The sequence below is a fragment of the Nocardia sp. CA-128927 genome (assembly GCF_050955855.1).
In the GTDB taxonomy this organism is placed as follows: Bacteria; Actinomycetota; Actinomycetes; order Mycobacteriales; family Mycobacteriaceae; genus Nocardia.
Genome location: NZ_CP192087.1, coordinates 5,450,150 through 5,466,838, shown reverse-complemented (window position 1 = coordinate 5,466,838; position 16,689 = coordinate 5,450,150). Strand labels below are relative to the sequence as shown.

At 64.9% G+C, this 16,689-nt stretch carries 17 protein-coding genes and 2 pseudogenes; 8 read left to right on the top strand and 11 right to left on the bottom strand.

Annotation, left to right across the window (positions count from 1 at the left end; translation table 11 throughout):
• Positions 1–2: 2 nt before the first annotated feature.
• Positions 3–506 carry a hypothetical protein gene (locus ACQPW1_RS25715; protein WP_433654067.1) on the bottom strand — a complete coding sequence of 168 codons (504 nt, stop codon included), beginning with the start codon at positions 504–506 and terminating at the stop codon, positions 3–5.
• 115 nt (positions 507–621) lie between these two features.
• Entirely contained in the window at positions 622–1,254 is a 633-nt protein-coding gene (locus ACQPW1_RS25710) for a TetR family transcriptional regulator (RefSeq protein ID WP_433654066.1), read from the bottom strand.
• A 66-nt stretch (positions 1,255–1,320) separates the two neighbouring features.
• Between ACQPW1_RS25710 and ACQPW1_RS25705 the strand changes: the two genes are divergently transcribed.
• Both ACQPW1_RS25705 and ACQPW1_RS25700 read left to right on the top strand, forming a co-directional pair.
• Complete coding sequence (locus ACQPW1_RS25705; RefSeq protein ID WP_433654065.1) at positions 1,321–2,745, top strand: FAD-dependent monooxygenase; 1,425 nt, start codon at positions 1,321–1,323, stop codon at positions 2,743–2,745.
• A 196-nt stretch (positions 2,746–2,941) separates the two neighbouring features.
• Complete coding sequence (locus ACQPW1_RS25700; RefSeq protein WP_433654064.1) at positions 2,942–3,283, top strand: hypothetical protein; 342 nt, start codon at positions 2,942–2,944, stop codon at positions 3,281–3,283.
• 236 nt (positions 3,284–3,519) lie between these two features.
• Here ACQPW1_RS25700 and ACQPW1_RS25695 read toward each other — a convergent pair whose 3' ends face one another.
• The 3 genes from ACQPW1_RS25695 to ACQPW1_RS25685 all read right to left on the bottom strand — a co-directional run bounded on the left by ACQPW1_RS25695 (position 3,520) and on the right by ACQPW1_RS25685 (position 5,431).
• The gene (locus ACQPW1_RS25695) at positions 3,520–4,158 is read right to left on the bottom strand and encodes a histidine phosphatase family protein (RefSeq protein ID WP_433665336.1); all 639 of its coding nucleotides are present in this window, start codon (positions 4,156–4,158) and stop codon (positions 3,520–3,522) included.
• A gap of 88 nt (positions 4,159–4,246) precedes the next feature.
• Positions 4,247–4,633, bottom strand: coding sequence for a hypothetical protein (locus ACQPW1_RS25690; RefSeq protein WP_433654063.1), 387 nt, complete (start codon positions 4,631–4,633; stop codon positions 4,247–4,249).
• Positions 4,634–4,963: 330 nt separating this feature from the next.
• A complete protein-coding gene (locus ACQPW1_RS25685; protein WP_433654062.1) occupies positions 4,964–5,431 on the bottom strand; it encodes an SRPBCC family protein in 468 nt (155 codons plus the stop codon).
• 198 nt (positions 5,432–5,629) lie between these two features.
• Here ACQPW1_RS25685 and ACQPW1_RS25680 point away from each other — a divergent pair, with 198 nt between their 5' ends.
• The 5 genes and pseudogenes from ACQPW1_RS25680 to ACQPW1_RS25660 all read left to right on the top strand — a co-directional run.
• Positions 5,630–6,253, top strand: a complete 624-nt coding sequence (locus ACQPW1_RS25680) for an HAD family hydrolase (protein WP_433654061.1) — start codon at positions 5,630–5,632, stop codon at positions 6,251–6,253.
• Between the two features lie 144 nt (positions 6,254–6,397).
• Positions 6,398–7,150: a 3-oxoacyl-ACP reductase FabG gene (gene fabG, locus ACQPW1_RS25675; RefSeq protein WP_433654060.1), complete on the top strand. Its 753-nt coding sequence runs from the start codon at positions 6,398–6,400 to the stop codon at positions 7,148–7,150.
• A gap of 50 nt (positions 7,151–7,200) precedes the next feature.
• Positions 7,201–7,353, top strand: coding sequence for an HTH domain-containing protein (locus ACQPW1_RS25670; protein ID WP_433654058.1), 153 nt, complete (start codon positions 7,201–7,203; stop codon positions 7,351–7,353).
• A pseudogene (locus ACQPW1_RS25665) lies at positions 7,353–7,601 on the top strand (MFS transporter); the annotation flags it as partial. The gene ACQPW1_RS25670 and the pseudogene ACQPW1_RS25665, both read left to right, overlap by 1 nt.
• 118 nt (positions 7,602–7,719) lie before the next feature.
• Positions 7,720–8,277, top strand: a pseudogene (locus ACQPW1_RS25660) (hypothetical protein); the annotation flags it as partial.
• Positions 8,278–8,294: 17 nt separating this feature from the next.
• Here ACQPW1_RS25660 and ACQPW1_RS25655 read toward each other — a convergent pair.
• Positions 8,295–9,014, bottom strand: a complete 720-nt coding sequence (locus tag ACQPW1_RS25655) for an SDR family oxidoreductase (protein ID WP_433654057.1) — start codon at positions 9,012–9,014, stop codon at positions 8,295–8,297.
• Positions 9,015–9,114: 100 nt separating this feature from the next.
• Here ACQPW1_RS25655 and ACQPW1_RS25650 point away from each other — a divergent pair, with 100 nt between their 5' ends.
• Positions 9,115–9,963: a helix-turn-helix transcriptional regulator gene (locus tag ACQPW1_RS25650; RefSeq protein WP_433654056.1), complete on the top strand. Its 849-nt coding sequence runs from the start codon at positions 9,115–9,117 to the stop codon at positions 9,961–9,963.
• 75 nt (positions 9,964–10,038) lie between these two features.
• Here ACQPW1_RS25650 and ACQPW1_RS25645 read toward each other — a convergent pair whose 3' ends face one another.
• The 5 genes from ACQPW1_RS25645 to ACQPW1_RS25625 form a co-directional block, all read right to left on the bottom strand.
• A complete protein-coding gene (locus ACQPW1_RS25645) occupies positions 10,039–11,808 on the bottom strand; it encodes an oleate hydratase (RefSeq protein WP_433654054.1) in 1,770 nt (589 codons plus the stop codon).
• Between the two features lie 48 nt (positions 11,809–11,856).
• Positions 11,857–12,708: a 3-hydroxyacyl-CoA dehydrogenase gene (locus ACQPW1_RS25640; protein ID WP_433654053.1), complete on the bottom strand. Its 852-nt coding sequence runs from the start codon at positions 12,706–12,708 to the stop codon at positions 11,857–11,859.
• Between the two features lie 48 nt (positions 12,709–12,756).
• A complete protein-coding gene (locus ACQPW1_RS25635; RefSeq protein WP_433654052.1) occupies positions 12,757–13,392 on the bottom strand; it encodes a TetR/AcrR family transcriptional regulator in 636 nt (211 codons plus the stop codon).
• Between the two features lie 590 nt (positions 13,393–13,982).
• Complete coding sequence (locus ACQPW1_RS25630) at positions 13,983–14,330, bottom strand: hypothetical protein (RefSeq protein WP_433654051.1); 348 nt, start codon at positions 14,328–14,330, stop codon at positions 13,983–13,985.
• A gap of 4 nt (positions 14,331–14,334) precedes the next feature.
• Positions 14,335–16,644, bottom strand: coding sequence for an ATP-binding cassette domain-containing protein (locus tag ACQPW1_RS25625; RefSeq protein ID WP_433654050.1), 2,310 nt, complete (start codon positions 16,642–16,644; stop codon positions 14,335–14,337).
• Positions 16,645–16,689 lie beyond the last annotated feature (45 nt).

Sequence of the window (16,689 nt, the reverse complement as noted above, 5' to 3'; positions counted from 1 at the left end):
AGCTACCAATCGGTTCCTGCTTCGCGCAACACCCCAATATTGCTGATAACCGACCCGTCCGATGTATCAATCCACACAGGCAACTCATCGATCAATTGCGCGGTCAGCAGATTCCAACCCCTACTGGGCCAATGCACAACTTCTAGGCCACCGATGAGTTCAGCCTGAGCCACACCAGCCGCCCATACGGCTGCCACCGCACATGATGCATCCATCGATATGCCTTCACGCTTGACCCAGTAATCGCTCCCACCGGGGCGCAGCCATCCCAGCCCAACGGTGTAGCTACGGTCGATCGAGAGTTCCCACACCAAATCACCGCTGTCGAATCGGCCCCCGTACTGCAGGCATCGAATGTCCCGCGAAACGGCATGCAACGCCTCCACCCAAGCTCCCGGCGGGCTAATACCGTCAGCGTCAAGTACCGGCACAGCACCGGATTGCATCGGTATATGCCACACCAGCATGTCCGAGTCAGAAAAGTTTCCAAAATCCGGCCACCCCATCAGGCCATTGTCGCATCAGAGTGCGAGGAGCCTGCTCGCCATGATCGAAGAATTCGCCCGCGACATCCTCCGCGAACAAATCGATACGGCAAACGCGGCCGGTAGGTGACGGCGGCTAGGCGGGGCGCGATTCCAAACCGTCACGCAGTAGGTCGAAGGCGTGGTTGGTGGCTTGGACGGCGTGTGGGTAGCGGGTTGCGGCGGACTCGCCTTTGACCAGGGATTCGTGGTTCATGAGGGTGAGTTCGCGGTGGATCACGATTACCTGGGCGGCGAGGAGGCGGGCGGTCAGGGGGTCGAAGCCGTTGTCGCGCAATGCCTCTGCCAAGGTCGCGACTCCGCGGGAGGAGTAGCGCATCAGCCTTGCGGCGAGGGCTTCTGTGCCGGAGACCAATTGGAGGAAGGACATTATTTCGGGGGTGTCGTTGAGGCCGGTGTTGGGGTCGCGCCGGCGCAGCGCCTCGAGGTGCGCTTCGCGCAGTGCGTCCAGGGGTGGTTGATCGGGGCGGCGCGCGCGGACGGTTCGGGCCGCTTCGTCTTCGTGGTCGGCGAACCGTTGCAGGACAAGGTCTTCCTTCGTGGCGAAGTACGCGAACAGGGTGCGGCGGGAGACGTCGGCCGCCCGAGCGATGTCGGTGATCGAGACCTGGTCGAAGCCTGATTCGAGGAACATACGGATCGCCGTGGCCGCGATCTGTTCGCGGATGCGGATCTTCTTGCGTTCACGCAGTCCCGTCGGTTCGGTCATGTCTGCACTCTAGCGCATTGGTAGATCGAGTATATTGTTGCATCGAGTCTACTTTTGGAAGATGGCGTGGAAACCGAAGTGATCGTGATCGGGGCAGGTCCGACCGGGCTGATGCTGGCCAATGAGCTGACCCTGGCCGGAGTACCGGTAGTGGTGCTGGAGAAGCGGCTCACACCTAGTGCGCAGTCCCGGGCCAGTGGGCTGCAACCGCGCACCGCGGAGGTGCTCGACCTGCGTGGCATGCTCGATCCGTTGCTCGATCGTTCGCTGCCGCGGGGCGAGTTCGGCGGGCATTTCGCCGGGTTACCGGTCGAGTTGGATTGCCGGCCGTGGCAAACTCGCCATCCGTATCCGGTGGCCATCCCGCAGACTCGATTGGAGGCATTCCTCGAACAGCGCCTCCTCGACCAGGGCGTGCCGGTGCTGCGCGGAGTCGAAGTGACTGCCATCGAACAGGATTCGGCCGGAGTCACCGCCGGGGATATTCGTGGCAGCTATCTCGTGGCGTGCGATGGCGGGCACAGCACGGTTCGCAAGCTGCTCGGCGTGCCGTTCCCCGGCACCGCGGGCACGATGTCGTCGGTGGTCGCCGATCTCACGCTGGCGTCCCGATCCGACACCGTGCCAACCACTTCCGAACATTTCAGCCGCCACCTCGAGACGGCCAACGGGTTCTTTACCACCCTGCATCCCCTCGAGGATGATCTGTACCGGTTCATCTTCGGCAAGCTCGCCGAGGTGCGACCGGATCGTGAAACGCCCATCACCACAATGGAAGTCAACGAGGCACTGCAGGCGGTGTATGGATCGGAGACGCAGTTGGGCGAGTTGCGCGAGGCCTCGCGATTCAGTAATGCCACCCGGCAGGTCGAGCACTATCGCGAAGGCAGAGTCATTTTCGCCGGCGACGCGGCGCATATTCACCTGCCGATCGGCGGCCAAGGCGTGAACCTCGGCATTCAGGACGCCGTCAATCTCGGTTGGAAACTCGCTGCGACAGTGCGGGGTTGGGCGCCCGAGGGACTGCTCGACAGCTATCACGACGAGCGCCATCCGGTCGCCGCGCGAGTACTGCGCACCACCCGCGCGCAGGGCGTGATCATGAACTCCGCCCAGAACGCGAACCTCGCCGCCGTCCGCGACATGTTCACCGACCTGCTCCGGCTACCGGACGCCAATTACTTTGTCTCCGGGATGATGTCGGGCCTCGACACCCAGTACGCCGGTGTCGGCCCACGCATGATCGATCTCGATCTGACCACGACTGACGGTCCGACCCGCGTGAGCCGGCTGATGCATTCCGGTCGCGGCCTGCTGCTCTCACTCGATGACACGCCCCGGTCGATCGACCGGTGGTCCGACCGCGTCGACCATGTCGCCGCCAAGGCCGACGACTCCCCCACCGTCCTTATCCGGCCCGACGGGTATATCGCTTGGTCCGCCACCGACGAACAACCACTCGAAACGGCCCTCACTCGCTGGTTCGGCTGAACGCCGCATTCGATGTCAGACCCACTGGTCACCAATTACATACGCTCACAAACTTGCGCAGCAAGCCCCGACGCTGGTCAATGTGGTTATCTGACTGTTTGCTGACGAGTGCGCGTGCGGTGCGGCAGCATTGCTACAGCTGGGCGGATGCCCACGACGCGCCGCGTCGAGCCGCTCGGCCCCGAGGAGGAACGCCATGCCGGACCTATCGGAATCGGCGATCAACGAGCTCAACGCGGCCATCCAACGCCAGGTCGGGTCCATCATGTCGACACCGACCATGCAGCAACTGGCCTCAGTTCTCCAGGAGAAGGCGGCCGAAGCGGGGCTGTCGAAAGCGACCGTGTCGGAACTGACTGCGAAGTTGCAGTCGATGGGTGATCTCGCGTCCAAGGGCAGTGGCGGCAAGGGGGCGATGGATCTCAGCACGTTGCTCGGTACGTTCGGGCTGCTCAACAACGACGCTTTCAAGAACGCATCGTCCGCGTCGAAGCGTGCTGACGATGCGTCGGCGCAGCAGGATCAAGTCCCGTCGTAGGGGCTCGGCGTGAACGGGGTGCGGCAAGGCTGTCGGCGTGCCTACGCGGACATGACGCGCGGTGAGTCGGCGGAGAGACGAGGCGGGGATCCGCAGGTCGTTTCCTTCCGCACCCCAACGAGCTCCATAACGAGCCACTCCGCAAGGGGTGAGACGGGTGGCAAGGTCGTCGGCCGGTGTCGATCGCACGGCCCGCACGCGCGTCACGGCGCGGGCAACCCTTCGGAATTCGGTTTTCAGCCGAGCGCGTCGATATCCGCGGTGAGGTGTCGGGTGTCGCCGAGCCGGACGACTTGGCGGTTGTGGAAGTAGTCGTCCTCGCCGAGTTCGGTGATGCTGCCGGACGGGCCGTTGAATCGGGCGTAGGCGAGTGCCTCGATCGGCAACCTGGTCCACGACGCGACGGCGAAGGTGATCGCGCCGCCGTGTGTCACGACGATCTGATGCGCACAGTCGCTCGACTGGATCGCATCCATCGCCGCATACACGCGTTCACCGAATGCGCCCATCGTCTCCGACCCCGAGATGCCGTCATGATGTCCCATCCGTTCCCCGACAGCCGGCGGCGTGACGAACCGTTGCCTCAGCCAGTCCTGAGGCTTACCTTCGGCTTCGCCACAGGACTTCTCGCGCAGTCTTTGATCGAGGACCGGGGGAACGTGCAGCAGCTCGCCGATGACCTCGGCGGCCTGGGCGGCGCGTTGCAGATCCGACGAGTACAACTCCACCTCGGCATGCGCGGGGATCGCCGCGCGCAGCGATTCGGCGATCGCGGCCGCGGCGCGTAACCCCGCCGGAGTCAGCGGTGAGTCGTACCACCCGCCCACCAATCCGTCGATGTGATGGGTCGATTCCGGATGCGCGATGACGTACATGGTTCGCACTTCGTCTGTCCCTCTTCCTTCTCGTCATGAGACGGACGAATCATCCACGAGCGGTGCGGTTTACACCAAGCGAGCAGGTCTACCCCGTCACGACGGTCACCCGGTAGCCGAGCCGGATCTCGCGGCCGATGTGTGCGGCGCCGCTGAGATAGAGCCAACGGTCGGTGCCGCCGCGCGGGTCGGGGAGGTACGCGGCTTGGACATGTTCGACGCCGAACGGGAAGTTGCCGGAGATCGATGTCGCGATGCCCGTCATCAGGTGCGCTTCGGCCAGCAGTTGTGGTTCCGGGGTGGCCGCGGGCAGTGGTGTCGCGGTCGGGATGAAGAAGCCGAACTGTTCGGGTAGTGCACCGGAACCTTGGACAAGCATGCCGGTGACGAACAGTCGCGCGATTCCGGTGTGGACCAAGCATTCCGGCGTCATCTGCAACGGTGGAGTCGGCCGCAGCTCGAGTTGGAACGCCATGCGCGGAACTTTACGGTCACCGGTCACCGCTGTCCTCGCGACAATCGTCGGCCGGTTCGAGGCCTGCATTGCCGCACCGGTCGGCTCCCGCACCGGAGAAACGCGCCGTCGCAGCCGCATTCAGCCCGCCCGTTGCGGTCGATGCAGACATGCACCCACTGCATGAAGCCGACGCGAACGACGTTGACGCACTTCGTATTTCACCGTCTGCACCAGCGGTTCCACGTGAATCAGCCCGACCGCTCCGCTGCGCGCCTGAAGTGAACTGGGCGCAGCGTTCCATCGGCCCCGAGTAGCGCTCGACTCACTTTCTGAGCAGCACCGCCGACCTCAGCCGTCCTTGCCCTGCGACTCCTGGTAGCTGGTCTCGATCTTCTCGCGCAGGTGCCTTTCGGTGTGCCTGATCGCCGGTCCGATGAACGCCTGAATCACCCGGTCCAGAGCCCGCCCGGCCAAGCCGCCAGGCACCCGGTAGTCCGCAGTGGCGCTGACCTTCGTGACTTCCGCGCCGAGGGATGCGAAGTCCCACCGGATCGTGCCTTCGATGCCTTTGATCGCGCGCATCGTCACCCGGGAACCGTCGATCCATTCGGTCGTATCCGCACGCAGATGCAGCGTCGTCGGCCCGAGATGCAGGGCCGTGTCGAACACCGCACCCACCCCGAAGGTCTGCTCCCCCACCGGCGTGAAGTGCCGTATCCCGAACATCCATTTCGGCACGTTCCGATAATCCGCGACATAGGTGAACGCGAAGTCCACCGGCGCCGCACACGTCGCACTGTGCTCGACATGCCCCATGACTACCCCTCCGCCTGCTGCGATCCTCCTCCCGACCCTAGGCCACCCCCGCGATCTTCGCCCACGATGAAGTCCGTTGACAGCCAATCACTTACACCGCAAACTCCGCCCCCGCAGCCCAGAACCATCCGCGATCAACAGGACATGAGAGGCGGAGGGGCCCGCTGCTCGGGGCGACTCGGCCGATAGGGTCGGGTGGTGACTTGGACGGTGGGCTTCGACCTGGATATGACGCTGATCGACTCGCGACCGGGCGTCAGCCGGGCCATCGACATCCTCGCGGCCGAGTTCGATGTGCCGGTGCGCGGCGCCGATTTCGCCGCTCGGCTCGGCCCGCCGCTGGCCACGATGCTTGCCGAGGCCGGTGCACCCGAGGAGCTGGTTCCGTCGATGGTCACGCGGTATCGCGAGCTCTATCCGACGATCGTGTCGAGCATTCCCGCGATGCCGGGCGCGGAGGCGGCGCTGGCCGCGATCGAGGCACGCGGCGGGCGGGTACTCGTCGTCACCGGTAAGCACGGCCCGCTCGCGCAGTTGCACATCGACGAACTCGGTTGGCGGATAGACCATCTCGCCGGTGACCTGTGGTCCGCGGCCAAAGCCACCGTGTTGCAGGAGGAGCGGGCAAGCATCTTCGTCGGCGATCACGTCGGCGACATGCGTGGCGCGCAGGCGGCGGGTGTTCTCGCGGTAGGTGTCACCACCGGGCCGTGCGACGCCGACGAACTGCGCGCCGCCGGTGCGGACGTCATCCTCACCGACCTCACCGAGTTCCCGCAGTGGCTCACCGACGAACTCGGCCCGGTCGCCGACGCGAGTTAGCAATTCCGGTGCGTCTCACGAATCCGCTCCTGGTCGAACTACTTTCAGCACCGAATCCCGGAAACTTGCCGCGCGAGTTTCCCGATCGCTAGCCTGCAAACGAGTCGCCGCGCCCGCAGCGCGTTCTGAGAGGAGAACGAATCCATGGACCGTTTCACCGACAAGGTCGCCGTGGTCACGGGTGCGGCACAGGGCATCGGCGCGGCCACCGCGCTGCGGCTCGCGGTCGAGGGAGCCAGCGTCGCCGTGCTCGACCGCAACACCCCCGACGCCACCCTCGAACAGATCACCCGAGCTGGCGGCAAGGCGCGTGGCTACGTCTGCGACGTCACCGACCGCAACTCCGTGCAGTCGGTATTCGACCAGATCGCCACCGAACTCGGCGACCCGCACATCCTGGTGAACAACGCGGGCATCACCCGAGACGACCTGTTCTTCCGGCTCTCCGAAGACGACTGGAACGCCGTGCTCTCGGTCAACCTGACCGGCGTCTTCCACTGCTCCCAGGCCGCGCAGAAATACATGGTCGCCCAGCGCTACGGAAAGATCGTCTCCCTGTCGAGCCGCTCGGCCCTCGGCAACCGCGGCCAAGCCAACTACGCCGCCGCCAAAGCAGGCATCCAAGGCTTCACCGCCACCCTCGCCATCGAACTCGGCCAGTACAACATCAACGTCAACGCAGTCGCCCCCGGCTACATCGCCACCGCCATGACCGACGCCACCGCCGAACGCGTAGGCATGTCCCCCGAAGACCTCCAACACTCGGTCGCCGAACGCACCCCCCTCGGCCGCGTCGGCCAGCCCGACGAAGTCGCCGCCGTCATCGCCTTCCTCGCCAGCGACGAAGCCTCCTACGTCAGCGGCCAAACCCTCTACGTCAACGGCGGCGCCCGCTGACCCCAGCCACGGACATGGCCTAGCCACTCTCGACTGGCAGACTGGTTCCCATGCGCGCGAGCAGGCTGGTCTCGGCTCTGTTGCTGCTCCAGACCAAAGGGCGCATGACCGCTCAGCAACTCGCGACGGAACTCGACATCTCGGTCCGGACCGTCTACCGGGACATGGAATCGCTACTGCACTTGCCGATTCCTACTGGTTGATGATGACCGTGCGGGTCATCGCGGCGCTGGCCGCCGCGGCGTTCACCCCGGCGTGCTCGGCGACGGCCGCCGCCATCGCTCCCGAGGGACAGCGTGGTCGGGCGCTGGCCACGGTCGCCGCGGGCATCAGTCTGGCCACCGCGTTCGGTGTGCCGCTCGGCGCGTTGGTCGGCGGTTGGTTCGGCTGGCGGGTCACCTTCATCGGCGTCGCCGTGCTCGGCGGCATCGTGACCATCGGACTGGCCAAGCTGCTCCCCACCGTCCACACGCCGCCTCCCGCCAGCCTCGGCGCTCGCGTTGCGGTCGCCAAGGTCCGTGGCGTGCCTGCCTCGCTCGGCGTGACCGTGTTGTGGATCGCCGGGCGCGTTCACCGTGCTGACCTACATCAGTCCGATGCTGGAAGACCTCGGCGGGGTGCGTGGTTCCGCGCTGAGTATCTGGCTGCTGATCTTCGGCCTCGCTGCGGTCGCCGGGAACAGCGTGGGTGGCCGCCTGGCCGACCGGTTCGACACCACCGGACTGGCCGTGTTCAGCACCCTCGGCCTGACCGTCGCGCTGGCATCCTTCGGCGTGCTCGGATCGCTGGGCGTACATGGTCTGGCGGGTGCGATCGCCTGCGGTGTGGTGCTCGCGGTCTGGGGCGTGTTCGGCTGGTCGTTCATGCCGATCCAGCAGCACCGGATGGTCCAGCTCGCGCCCAACGAAGCCGGAATTGTCTTGTCGCTCAACGCGAGTGCCACCTACCTCGGCATCTCCCTGGGCGGGTTCGCCGGATCGGTCGCGCTCGCCGGGTCCGGTGTGGTCGCCGTCGGCTGGACCGCGGGCGGCATCGAACTGTGCGCCGTGCTCGCCGCGTCGGGCATCGCCGTGACGCACCGCCGCCAGGTGCGCGGGCATCGGAGCGTGCCGATGCCCGTCGGCTGATCCTGACCCCGTTCAGCTCACCACGGAACTGCGCCTTGGCGGTCGAAGTAGCCGCCGGTGGGGCCGTCGGCCTCGATGGTGGCGAAGCGGACGATCGCGTCGGTGCCTTCGGTGAGGGTTTGGGGGCCGGCGTGGGCGTTGAAATCGGTTGCGGTGTAGCCGGGGTCGACGGCGTTGATTTGGATTCCGGGTAGGGCTCGGGCGTATTGCGAGGTGATCATGTTCAGGGCTGACTTGGACGACGTGTAGGGCAGGTTCAGCAGTGTTGATTCGAGGCGGTTCGGGTCCGAGGTGATGGTCAGTGAGCCCATGCCGCTCGATACCATCACGATGCGCGGCTGGTCTGCGGCTTGCAGCAGTGGCAGGAACGCGTGGGTCATCTGGACCGGTGCGAAGACGTTGGTCTCGAACACTGCGCGGAAGTCCGCGGCCTGCGTGTCTTGCGGTGGCATGAACCCGCCGGAGATTCCGGCGTTGTTGATGAGCACGTCCAAGCGGGTGGCCTGGTCGCGGATCGTGTCGACCGCGGCGGTGATCGATGCGGTGGACGTGACATCCAGGTGGACGAATTCGACGTTCAATCCTTGCTCGGCGAATTCAGCGGCGGCCTGTTTGCCGCGGTCGGCGTCGCGGGCACCGAGGAAGACCTGCCAGCCGAGCTCGGCCAGCCTGCGTACGGTTTCGTGGCCGAGCCCCTTGTTCGCTCCGGTCACCAGAGCGATTGTCGTTGAGTTCATGCACTCAGCCTCGACGGGTTTGCCGACCCTGGGCAGGACTGACTCGTCCTGGGATCGGTGGTACCACCCCGCGCGGGTCCGGCTGCGGGATGATCGAGGGATGGACCGATCGGAACTCGCGGCGCTGTTGCGTCAGGCGCGCACTCGGGTACAGCCGCGCGATGTCGGCCTGCCCGCGGGCTCGCGCCGTCAAGTGCACGGACTGCGTCGCGAAGAGGTCGCCCAGCTGGCCGGAGTCAGCGTCGATTACGTCGTGCGGCTCGAGCAAGGTCGGGGGCCGCGTCCCTCGACTTCCGTGCTCGCCGCACTGTCGCGGGCGCTGCGGTTGAACGATGACGACCGCGACCTGCTGTTCCAACTCGCCGGATCGGCACCACCACAGGCCGGGCGGATCGCACAGGTGGTGCGCCCCAGCGTGTTACGGCTGCTGGACCGGATGGTGGACCTGCCGACACTGGTGATGTCCGCGAAAGGTGACGTACTGGCCTGGAACCCGATGGCCGCCGCACTGCTCGGTGATTTCTCGGCCTTGCCGCCTGCCCGGCGCAACATCATCCGCGAGTGTTTCCTCGGCGCGGAACCGGCCCGCGTGCGCTTCACCCTCGAGGAATTCCGGATGGTCGCCGCCTACGGTGTCGGCACCCTGCGCAGCGCCAAGGCCCGCTACCCCACTGATCCCGACCTGGACCGCCTCATCGCCGAACTACGTTCCCGCAGCGACGATTTCGAACAACTCTGGCGTGAACGCCCCTCCGCGCAATGGCGCAGCGCCACCAAAACCATCGCCCACCCCGAACTCGGCACACTGGTGCTCGAATGCGACACCCTGCTGGTCCCCGATGCCGACCAAACCGTCGTCGTCTACTCCGCGGCGCCGAACACCCCAGCGGCCTCCGCTTTGGACCTGCTCCGTGTCACCGGCACCCAGCAGTTCACCGACCACGCTTGATCGATTCCCGCTGACGCACTGGTCAGACGCAGCAGGCTCGATCCAACGGACCGAGCCTGCCGCGCGCGATGGTGACTACTTCTTGTCCGCCACCAACCCGTACTCTTCGAGCATCACGCCGATCTCGGTCGAATCCAGCTTCTGCATCAACTTCTTCCGCACCAGGTCCGGTCCGGGAATGTGCAACTCGTCCCCGTCACGTAGTCGACTTGTCGCGGCCAGCAGTTTGCGCACGTCGTAGGTCGAGTTGTAGACCTCCGGTACCCCACGTTCGATGCCGAGCAGCTGATAGGTCGCCTCCATCGCCGTGCGCACCGAGTACTCGGTGGTGAAGATGCAGTCACGCGTGCTCTCCGCGAACTGACCGATGAACGCGAAGTTCACCGACCCCTCCGGCACCACATCCGGACGGTCCCCCGCCTGACGCGGCATGAAGAACGCGGTCACGTACGGCATCATCACCGGCACACACTTCGCCGAATTCGCGGCCAGATCAGCGATTTCGTCCTCCGGCACACCCATGTGATACAGCCATTCCTGAGTGATCTCCTCGCCGGTGCATTCACTCATCGGCTTCTGCACATAGTCACCGGGCACATCCACGAACAGCGAATACACCCAGACCACGATCTGATCCTCGGGCTGTTGCTTGAAATGCGGCTGCCGATTCACCGTCCAGCTCATCAGCCAACTCGAATCCCGCACCGTGACAATGCCGCCGGTAACGACCTTCCCGCTGAACGGATCCCGCTTACAGATCTTCTGGATATAGCCGGGAATGCGGTCGTCGAGCGTGGTGACCGTCGCCGACTCCCACTTGGTCTGCTCGATGTGCCCACCGAACACGTCCGGATGCCCGAACGACGGATCCTTTGCCGCGATCCGCCGCCACAGATCCCACGCGGGCGCCGGGCCGTCGAGCAACTTCGCCGGAGTGTGGTGATCGCCGTCGTCGGAATTCTCGGTCAGCGAACCGATCGTGGTGAAGACCAGATCATGCTCACCCAGATCGACACTGCCCTCAGCCCCATCGGACACCCAGTGCAGCTTCGTGGCCTGCTTACGTTCCTTGGTGAGGTGGAAGTCGATATCGGTGATCTCGGTATCGAACCGGAAACTCACCCCCTGATCGAGCAACCACCGATACAACGGCAACACCAGCGACTCGTACTGGTTGTACTTGGTGAACTTCAGCGCCGAGAAGTCCGGCAGCCCGCCGATGTGGTGAATGAAGCGGTGCAGGTACAACTTCATCTCCAGCGCGCTGTGCCATTCCTCGAACGCGAACATGGTGCGCCAGTACATCCAGAAGTTGCTCTGCAAGAAGTCGGCACCGAAGACCTCATCGATGCGCTTGTTCTCCATCTCCTCCGGCGTCGCGAGGAAGACCTTGATCATGTCCTTCTGCGCCTTGTTGCTCAGCGTGAACAAGCCGTCGGTGTGCGCGTCCTGGCCGCGTTTCTCGGTGGCGCGCTGCAACGAGGAGTTGGGGTCGTCCTTGTTCAGCCAGTAGAACTCGTCCAGCACACTCGCCCCGTCGATCTCCATCGAAGGCACCGACCGGAACAGATCCCACAGGCACTCGAAATGGTTCTCCATCTCGCGGCCGCCGCGGATCACGAAGCCCTTCTTCGGTTCCTTGATGCCATCGAGCGCGCCGCCGGGCAGCTTCAACCGCTCGAACACGGTGATCTTGTCACCCGACATTTGACCGTCGCGGATCAGGAACGCCGCACCCGAGAGCGAGGCCAGACCCGCGCCGACGAACCACGCCGTCTTCTCCTCGACACCGTCGGGCTTGCGCGGACGGGCGAAGGCCTCGTAGTTGCCGCTGCTGTAGTACATGTGACTCCTCTCCTGATACTGGCTCGGAATGACTTGCCGCGCATGCGGTTACGAGTACTTGTAGAAACCCTCACCACTGGACACGCCGAGCTTGCCCTGGTCGATGTAGTTGTCCTTGAGCCACGCGGCGAGCTTCTTGCCGTTCTCGTCGCTGTTGACCAGGATGTTGTAGGGGGTGTTCAGGCCGATGACGTCGATCATCTGGAACGGGCCGAACGGGGCACCGGTCGCGATGCGCCAGGTCTTGTCGACCGACTCCGGATCGGCGTAACCGCCCGCGCTGAGCGCCATCGCCGAATTCAACAGCGGCACCAGTAGCGAGTTGACCACGTAACCGGCCTTCTCCTTGAGCAGCTCGATCGGCACCATGCCGATCGCGTCGGCGAACTCGGCCACCGCGCGGAACACCTCGGGGTCGGTGTCCTTGGTGCCCATTACCTCGGCGGTGTTGTAGCGCCACACGTCGTTCGCGAAATGCAGGGCCAGGAACCGGTCGGGACGGCCGGTGGCATCCTTGAGGTCGCTGGGCAGCAGGGTGGAGGAGTTGGTGGCGAAGATCGTCCGGTGCGGCGCCAGTTCGCTGAGCTTCTGATAGGTCTCCTGCTTGATCTTCAACACCTCGGGCACCGCCTCGATCACCAGGTCGGCGTCCTTGACCGCCTCGGCGAGATCAGTGGTCAAAGCGATAGTGCCGGAGGTCTTTTCGACTTTGCCGTCACCGGCTCCCTCGACCTCGTCGCGGTAGATCGACACCAGTTTGGTGAACCGATCGCGCGCGGCCTGGAGCGCGTCGTCGTTGATGTCATAGGCCGTGACCTCGAACCCGTGGAACGCGGTCTGGAATGCGATCTGCGAACCGAGGACCCCGGTTCCGAGGACAGTCACCTTGCGGATGGTCATGATGTCTTCCTTCCTGCCGGAGGCGAGGTTCGCCCCTCGGCGGTCCACTCACTCGATCGAGGCGAAGAAACCCGCCACGATCTGGGCAATCTGGTCGCGCAGATCGCCGGTCGCGTCGCGGCCGGGATGCGCGCCGGTCGAAGGCCGGGCCAGGATGAGATGCAGCACAGCGAATACGCTGCGGCCCGCTAGCAATGCACGGGCGAACAGGTCCTTCTCGTCGCCAGACATTCCCGCGGTGAGCCGCTCGGCGATCATCGTCTCCAGCCGGGTGACCAACGCGAGCCCTTCGGCGCGGTACTGCTCGGTGGGTGCACCGAACAGCAACTCACGCTGGTAGGCCACCGTGTTCTCGACCCGGCGATCGGCGGCATCAAGAATCGGGCGCACCATCGCCAGGACCGCCTGCGCGGCATCGCGCTTGTTTCGCGACTCCTGTTCGCCCAGTTCGAGAGCCGCCCGGAACTCCTCGTTGTAGACCATCAGCAGCAGCTCGCCCTTGGACGACGCGTACCGGAACAACGTCCCGGCCGCCACATCCGCGCGATCGGAGATCTGCTGAGTGGTCACGCTGTCGAACCCACGCTCGGCGAACAGCGCGGCCGCGGCCTCGAAAATGCGGGCCTGCTTGTCCCGCATAGTGCGCAACCGGCGGCCGTCCTGCGCCGCCTCGGGCGTGGTCATCATCCTGGAACCTCCCAATAATGAGTGGACTCATTTCTGAGCGTACTCCTAGTTATGCATGAGGCAACCCCTGGACTCCTGCCGAAGTACCCACCGCCCGCGTGATCACCGCCGAACCCGCAGCCGGGATTCCGCTGTTCGGATCGGCGGACCACCGCCTCCCGCCACGCACCGGAGGGTCGCGCAGTCGCTCGGCATCGACGATGCCGATAAGTCCGACTCCGGTGCCATCGCCGAACGACCCTCCCGCCGACGAAGAGCCCCGACGCGGCGGTGCGGCCCGGGCGACATCCGTTCAACGCCGAACAGGCAAACCAACTCCATTGGGGCAGTGCGAGATTGGTTGTCCTAGCGCCGCGCCACGCACCTGCCGGACCGCGCCAGAGTGTAAGCTGCGCGAACACGTCGCCACCACGCACCCACGGTGCCATCGCTCGAGTGCCGCGGCTGAGCCCACGCTCGGCCGGCCAGCAGGTGGACGATGAACGCCAATTCAGTGGCACACCACGGCGGGACCCTCTCGACGTTTGCCGCCACCATGTGCCACTCGATCACCCGGATCGGCGCTGCCGGGCCGGGTGTCGAACCGATCAGCGCGGCGACGGGAGGCCGTGCACCGCGACCGTAGTGGTACCGCGGCCGTAGCGCGCCCGTACGGTCGCCGACCTGAGCCCGCGCTCCAGGTCTGCGAACATCGCGGCAAACCCTGCCGTTTTCAGGTCGGCCGTACTGACGAAGCGCACCGCGTATTCGAAAGTGCCGTAGCCGATCACGGTCATCGCCATCCCTGGCTTGCCGTCCGCGGTTCCGGGGACGAACCAGCGCGTCAGGGTGGGGGCCGCCGCTCGGATCAACTCGTCGGTTCGCCGCAGATCCACCTCGCGGGCGGGATCGAAGGCGAAGTACTCGTCTACCGAGGCGGCGGCCACCCGGAACATTGCGCTACGCCGCCTTGTACTTACGTAGGTACTGACCGGTCAACGAGATCGGGTCATCGAGCAGCGCCGCAGGAGTTCCGGTGAAGACGATCTCGCCGCCTGCCTTGCCGCCGTCGGGACCCAGGTCGATCACCCAGTCGGAGTGGGCGACGACGTCGAGGTTGTGTTCGATGACGATCACCGTGTTGCCGCGTTCGACCAACCCGTCCAACAAAGCGAGCAGGGTATCCACGTCGGACATGTGCAACCCGGTCGTCGGCTCGTCGAGCACATAGACCGAACCGGTATTGCCCAGCTGGGTGGCGAGTTTGATCCGCTGACGCTCACCACCGGACAACGTGCTCATCGCCTGCCCCAGGCTCAGGTAGTCCAATCCGACCTCATTCATGGTGCGCAACTTGGCATTCAATGCCTTCTCCGGGAAGAACACCAGCGCCTCCTCCGCAGTCATCTCCAGCACATCGGCGATCGACTTCTCCCGCAAGGTCAATGCGAGCACGTCATCGGAGAAGCGGCGACCGTCGCAGGCATCGCAGTGGGTGGTCACCGGATCCATGTAGGCGATCTCGGTGATGATCACCCCGCGACCCTCGCACTGCTTGCACGCACCGGCGGAGTTGAAACTGAACAGCCCCGGCGACTCCCCGGTGGCCTTGGCGAACAGTTTGCGGATCGGATCCATCAACCCCAGATACGTTGCCGGCGTCGAACGCGAGGACGCGGCAATGGCCGACTGGTCGACGAAGATCGCCTCGGGATGCTCGACCACGAACACATCCCGGATCAGACTGCTCTTACCCGAACCCGCCACCCCGGTGATCGAAGTCAGCACACCGGTAGGAATCCCGACGCTCACATCCTTGAGGTTGTGCACGCTCGCATGCTCGATCAGCAACTCACCCGTGCCCGCCCGGAAGGTGTCCTTCACCGTGAACGGACGGCGCAGCCCGGCCCCGGTCGGAGTGTCGGCGGCACGCAACTCCGCGAAGCTGCCCTCGAACACCACCTGCCCGCCGTGCAGTCCCGCGCGCGGCCCGACATCGACGATATGGTCGGCGATCTGGATGACATCGGGATCGTGCTCGACCACCAGTACCGTATTGCCCTTGTCCCGCAACGCCTTCAGCAGATCGTTCAACCGCCCCACATCCCGCGGATGCAGCCCGACGCTGGGTTCGTCGAAGATGTAGGTCATCCCGATCAACGTGCTCGACAGATGTTTGATCATCTTCAACCGCTGCCCCTCACCACCGGACAGCGTCGAGGTCGGCCGATCCAGGCTCAGGTACCCCAGCCCGATATCGGCCACCCGCTGCAGCGAGGTCCGGATCGCGGCCGCCAGCCCCGCCGCGGCCGGATCGGTGATCTCCTCGAGCACCACCATCAGATCGGTGATCTGCAACCCGGCCCAGCCGGCGATATTGCGGTCGTTGATCTTCGTGGCCAGCGCCGCCGCGTTGAGCCGCGCACCATGACAGGTCGGACAGATCCCTTCGGTCAGGAACTGGCGCATCTGCTCGCGCGTCTTCTCACTCAACGTGGAGGTGTCGCGCTGCAGCCGGGTGCGGGTGAACTTGGTCGCGATGCCCTCGTAGTTGGCCTTCCACGTGCCCTTGGCGAAGGTCAACTCGACCTTGCCGCCGGTGCCGTACAACAGATCCTGGAACTCCTCGGCCGTGTACTCGGTGAGTTTCTTGTCCGGATCGAATCGTCCCGAGTTGCCGTACAACTGCCACTCGCCGCCGACGCCGTACCCGGGCAACAGGATCGCGCCCTCGTTGAGCGACTTGGTCCGATCGAGCAGCCGATCCGGATCCGCGCGCACCGTGATACCCAGTCCGTCACAATCCGGGCACATGCCCTGGGGCACGTTGAACGAGTAGTTGTAGACGAAACCGGCCGAGGGCGAACCGAATCGGGCGAACATCGCCCGCACCATCGAGAAGATGTCGGTCATCGTCCCGACCGTCGAACGCGGCCCGCCGCCGACCGGCTGCTGATCGATGATCACCGGCGCGGTCAGATTCTCCATCGCCTCGGCATGCGGGCGTTCATAGCGCGGCAGGAAGTTCAGGATGAACGCCGGAAACGTCGCGTAGAGCTGACGTTGCGACTCCACCGCGATCGTGTCGAACACGATCGAGGACTTGCCGGAACCGGACACACCGGTGAACACCGTGATCTTGTTCTTGGGGATCTCCAGCGACACATTGCGCAGGTTGTGCTCGCCGGCTCCGAGGACTCGGATGACATCGGCAGAAACGGTGGATTCGGCGAGAGGCATACCGAACACCATGCCATCGGGTACCGACAAAACGCGCAGCGTAATGTGACGCAAGTCACACATATTGGCTCATCT

What these genes read in the sequence shown, in the direction of transcription:
- ACQPW1_RS25715 (WP_433654067.1), bottom strand. Translation starts at nt 506, where the DNA reads ATGGGGTGGCCGGATTTTGGAAACTTTTCTGACTCGGACATGCTGGTG.
- ACQPW1_RS25710 (WP_433654066.1), bottom strand. Translation starts at nt 1,254, where the DNA reads ATGACCGAACCGACGGGACTGCGTGAACGCAAGAAGATCCGCATCCGC.
- ACQPW1_RS25700 (WP_433654064.1), top strand. Translation starts at nt 2,942, where the DNA reads ATGCCGGACCTATCGGAATCGGCGATCAACGAGCTCAACGCGGCCATC.
- ACQPW1_RS25695 (WP_433665336.1), bottom strand. Translation starts at nt 4,158, where the DNA reads ATGTACGTCATCGCGCATCCGGAATCGACCCATCACATCGACGGATTG.
- ACQPW1_RS25690 (WP_433654063.1), bottom strand. Translation starts at nt 4,633, where the DNA reads ATGGCGTTCCAACTCGAGCTGCGGCCGACTCCACCGTTGCAGATGACG.
- ACQPW1_RS25685 (WP_433654062.1), bottom strand. Translation starts at nt 5,431, where the DNA reads ATGGGGCATGTCGAGCACAGTGCGACGTGTGCGGCGCCGGTGGACTTC.
- fabG (WP_433654060.1), top strand. Translation starts at nt 6,398, where the DNA reads ATGGACCGTTTCACCGACAAGGTCGCCGTGGTCACGGGTGCGGCACAG.
- ACQPW1_RS25670 (WP_433654058.1), top strand. Translation starts at nt 7,201, where the DNA reads ATGCGCGCGAGCAGGCTGGTCTCGGCTCTGTTGCTGCTCCAGACCAAA.
- ACQPW1_RS25655 (WP_433654057.1), bottom strand. Translation starts at nt 9,014, where the DNA reads ATGAACTCAACGACAATCGCTCTGGTGACCGGAGCGAACAAGGGGCTC.
- ACQPW1_RS25650 (WP_433654056.1), top strand. Translation starts at nt 9,115, where the DNA reads ATGGACCGATCGGAACTCGCGGCGCTGTTGCGTCAGGCGCGCACTCGG.
- ACQPW1_RS25645 (WP_433654054.1), bottom strand. Translation starts at nt 11,808, where the DNA reads ATGTACTACAGCAGCGGCAACTACGAGGCCTTCGCCCGTCCGCGCAAG.
- ACQPW1_RS25640 (WP_433654053.1), bottom strand. Translation starts at nt 12,708, where the DNA reads ATGACCATCCGCAAGGTGACTGTCCTCGGAACCGGGGTCCTCGGTTCG.
- ACQPW1_RS25635 (WP_433654052.1), bottom strand. Translation starts at nt 13,392, where the DNA reads ATGACCACGCCCGAGGCGGCGCAGGACGGCCGCCGGTTGCGCACTATG.
- ACQPW1_RS25630 (WP_433654051.1), bottom strand. Translation starts at nt 14,330, where the DNA reads ATGTTCCGGGTGGCCGCCGCCTCGGTAGACGAGTACTTCGCCTTCGAT.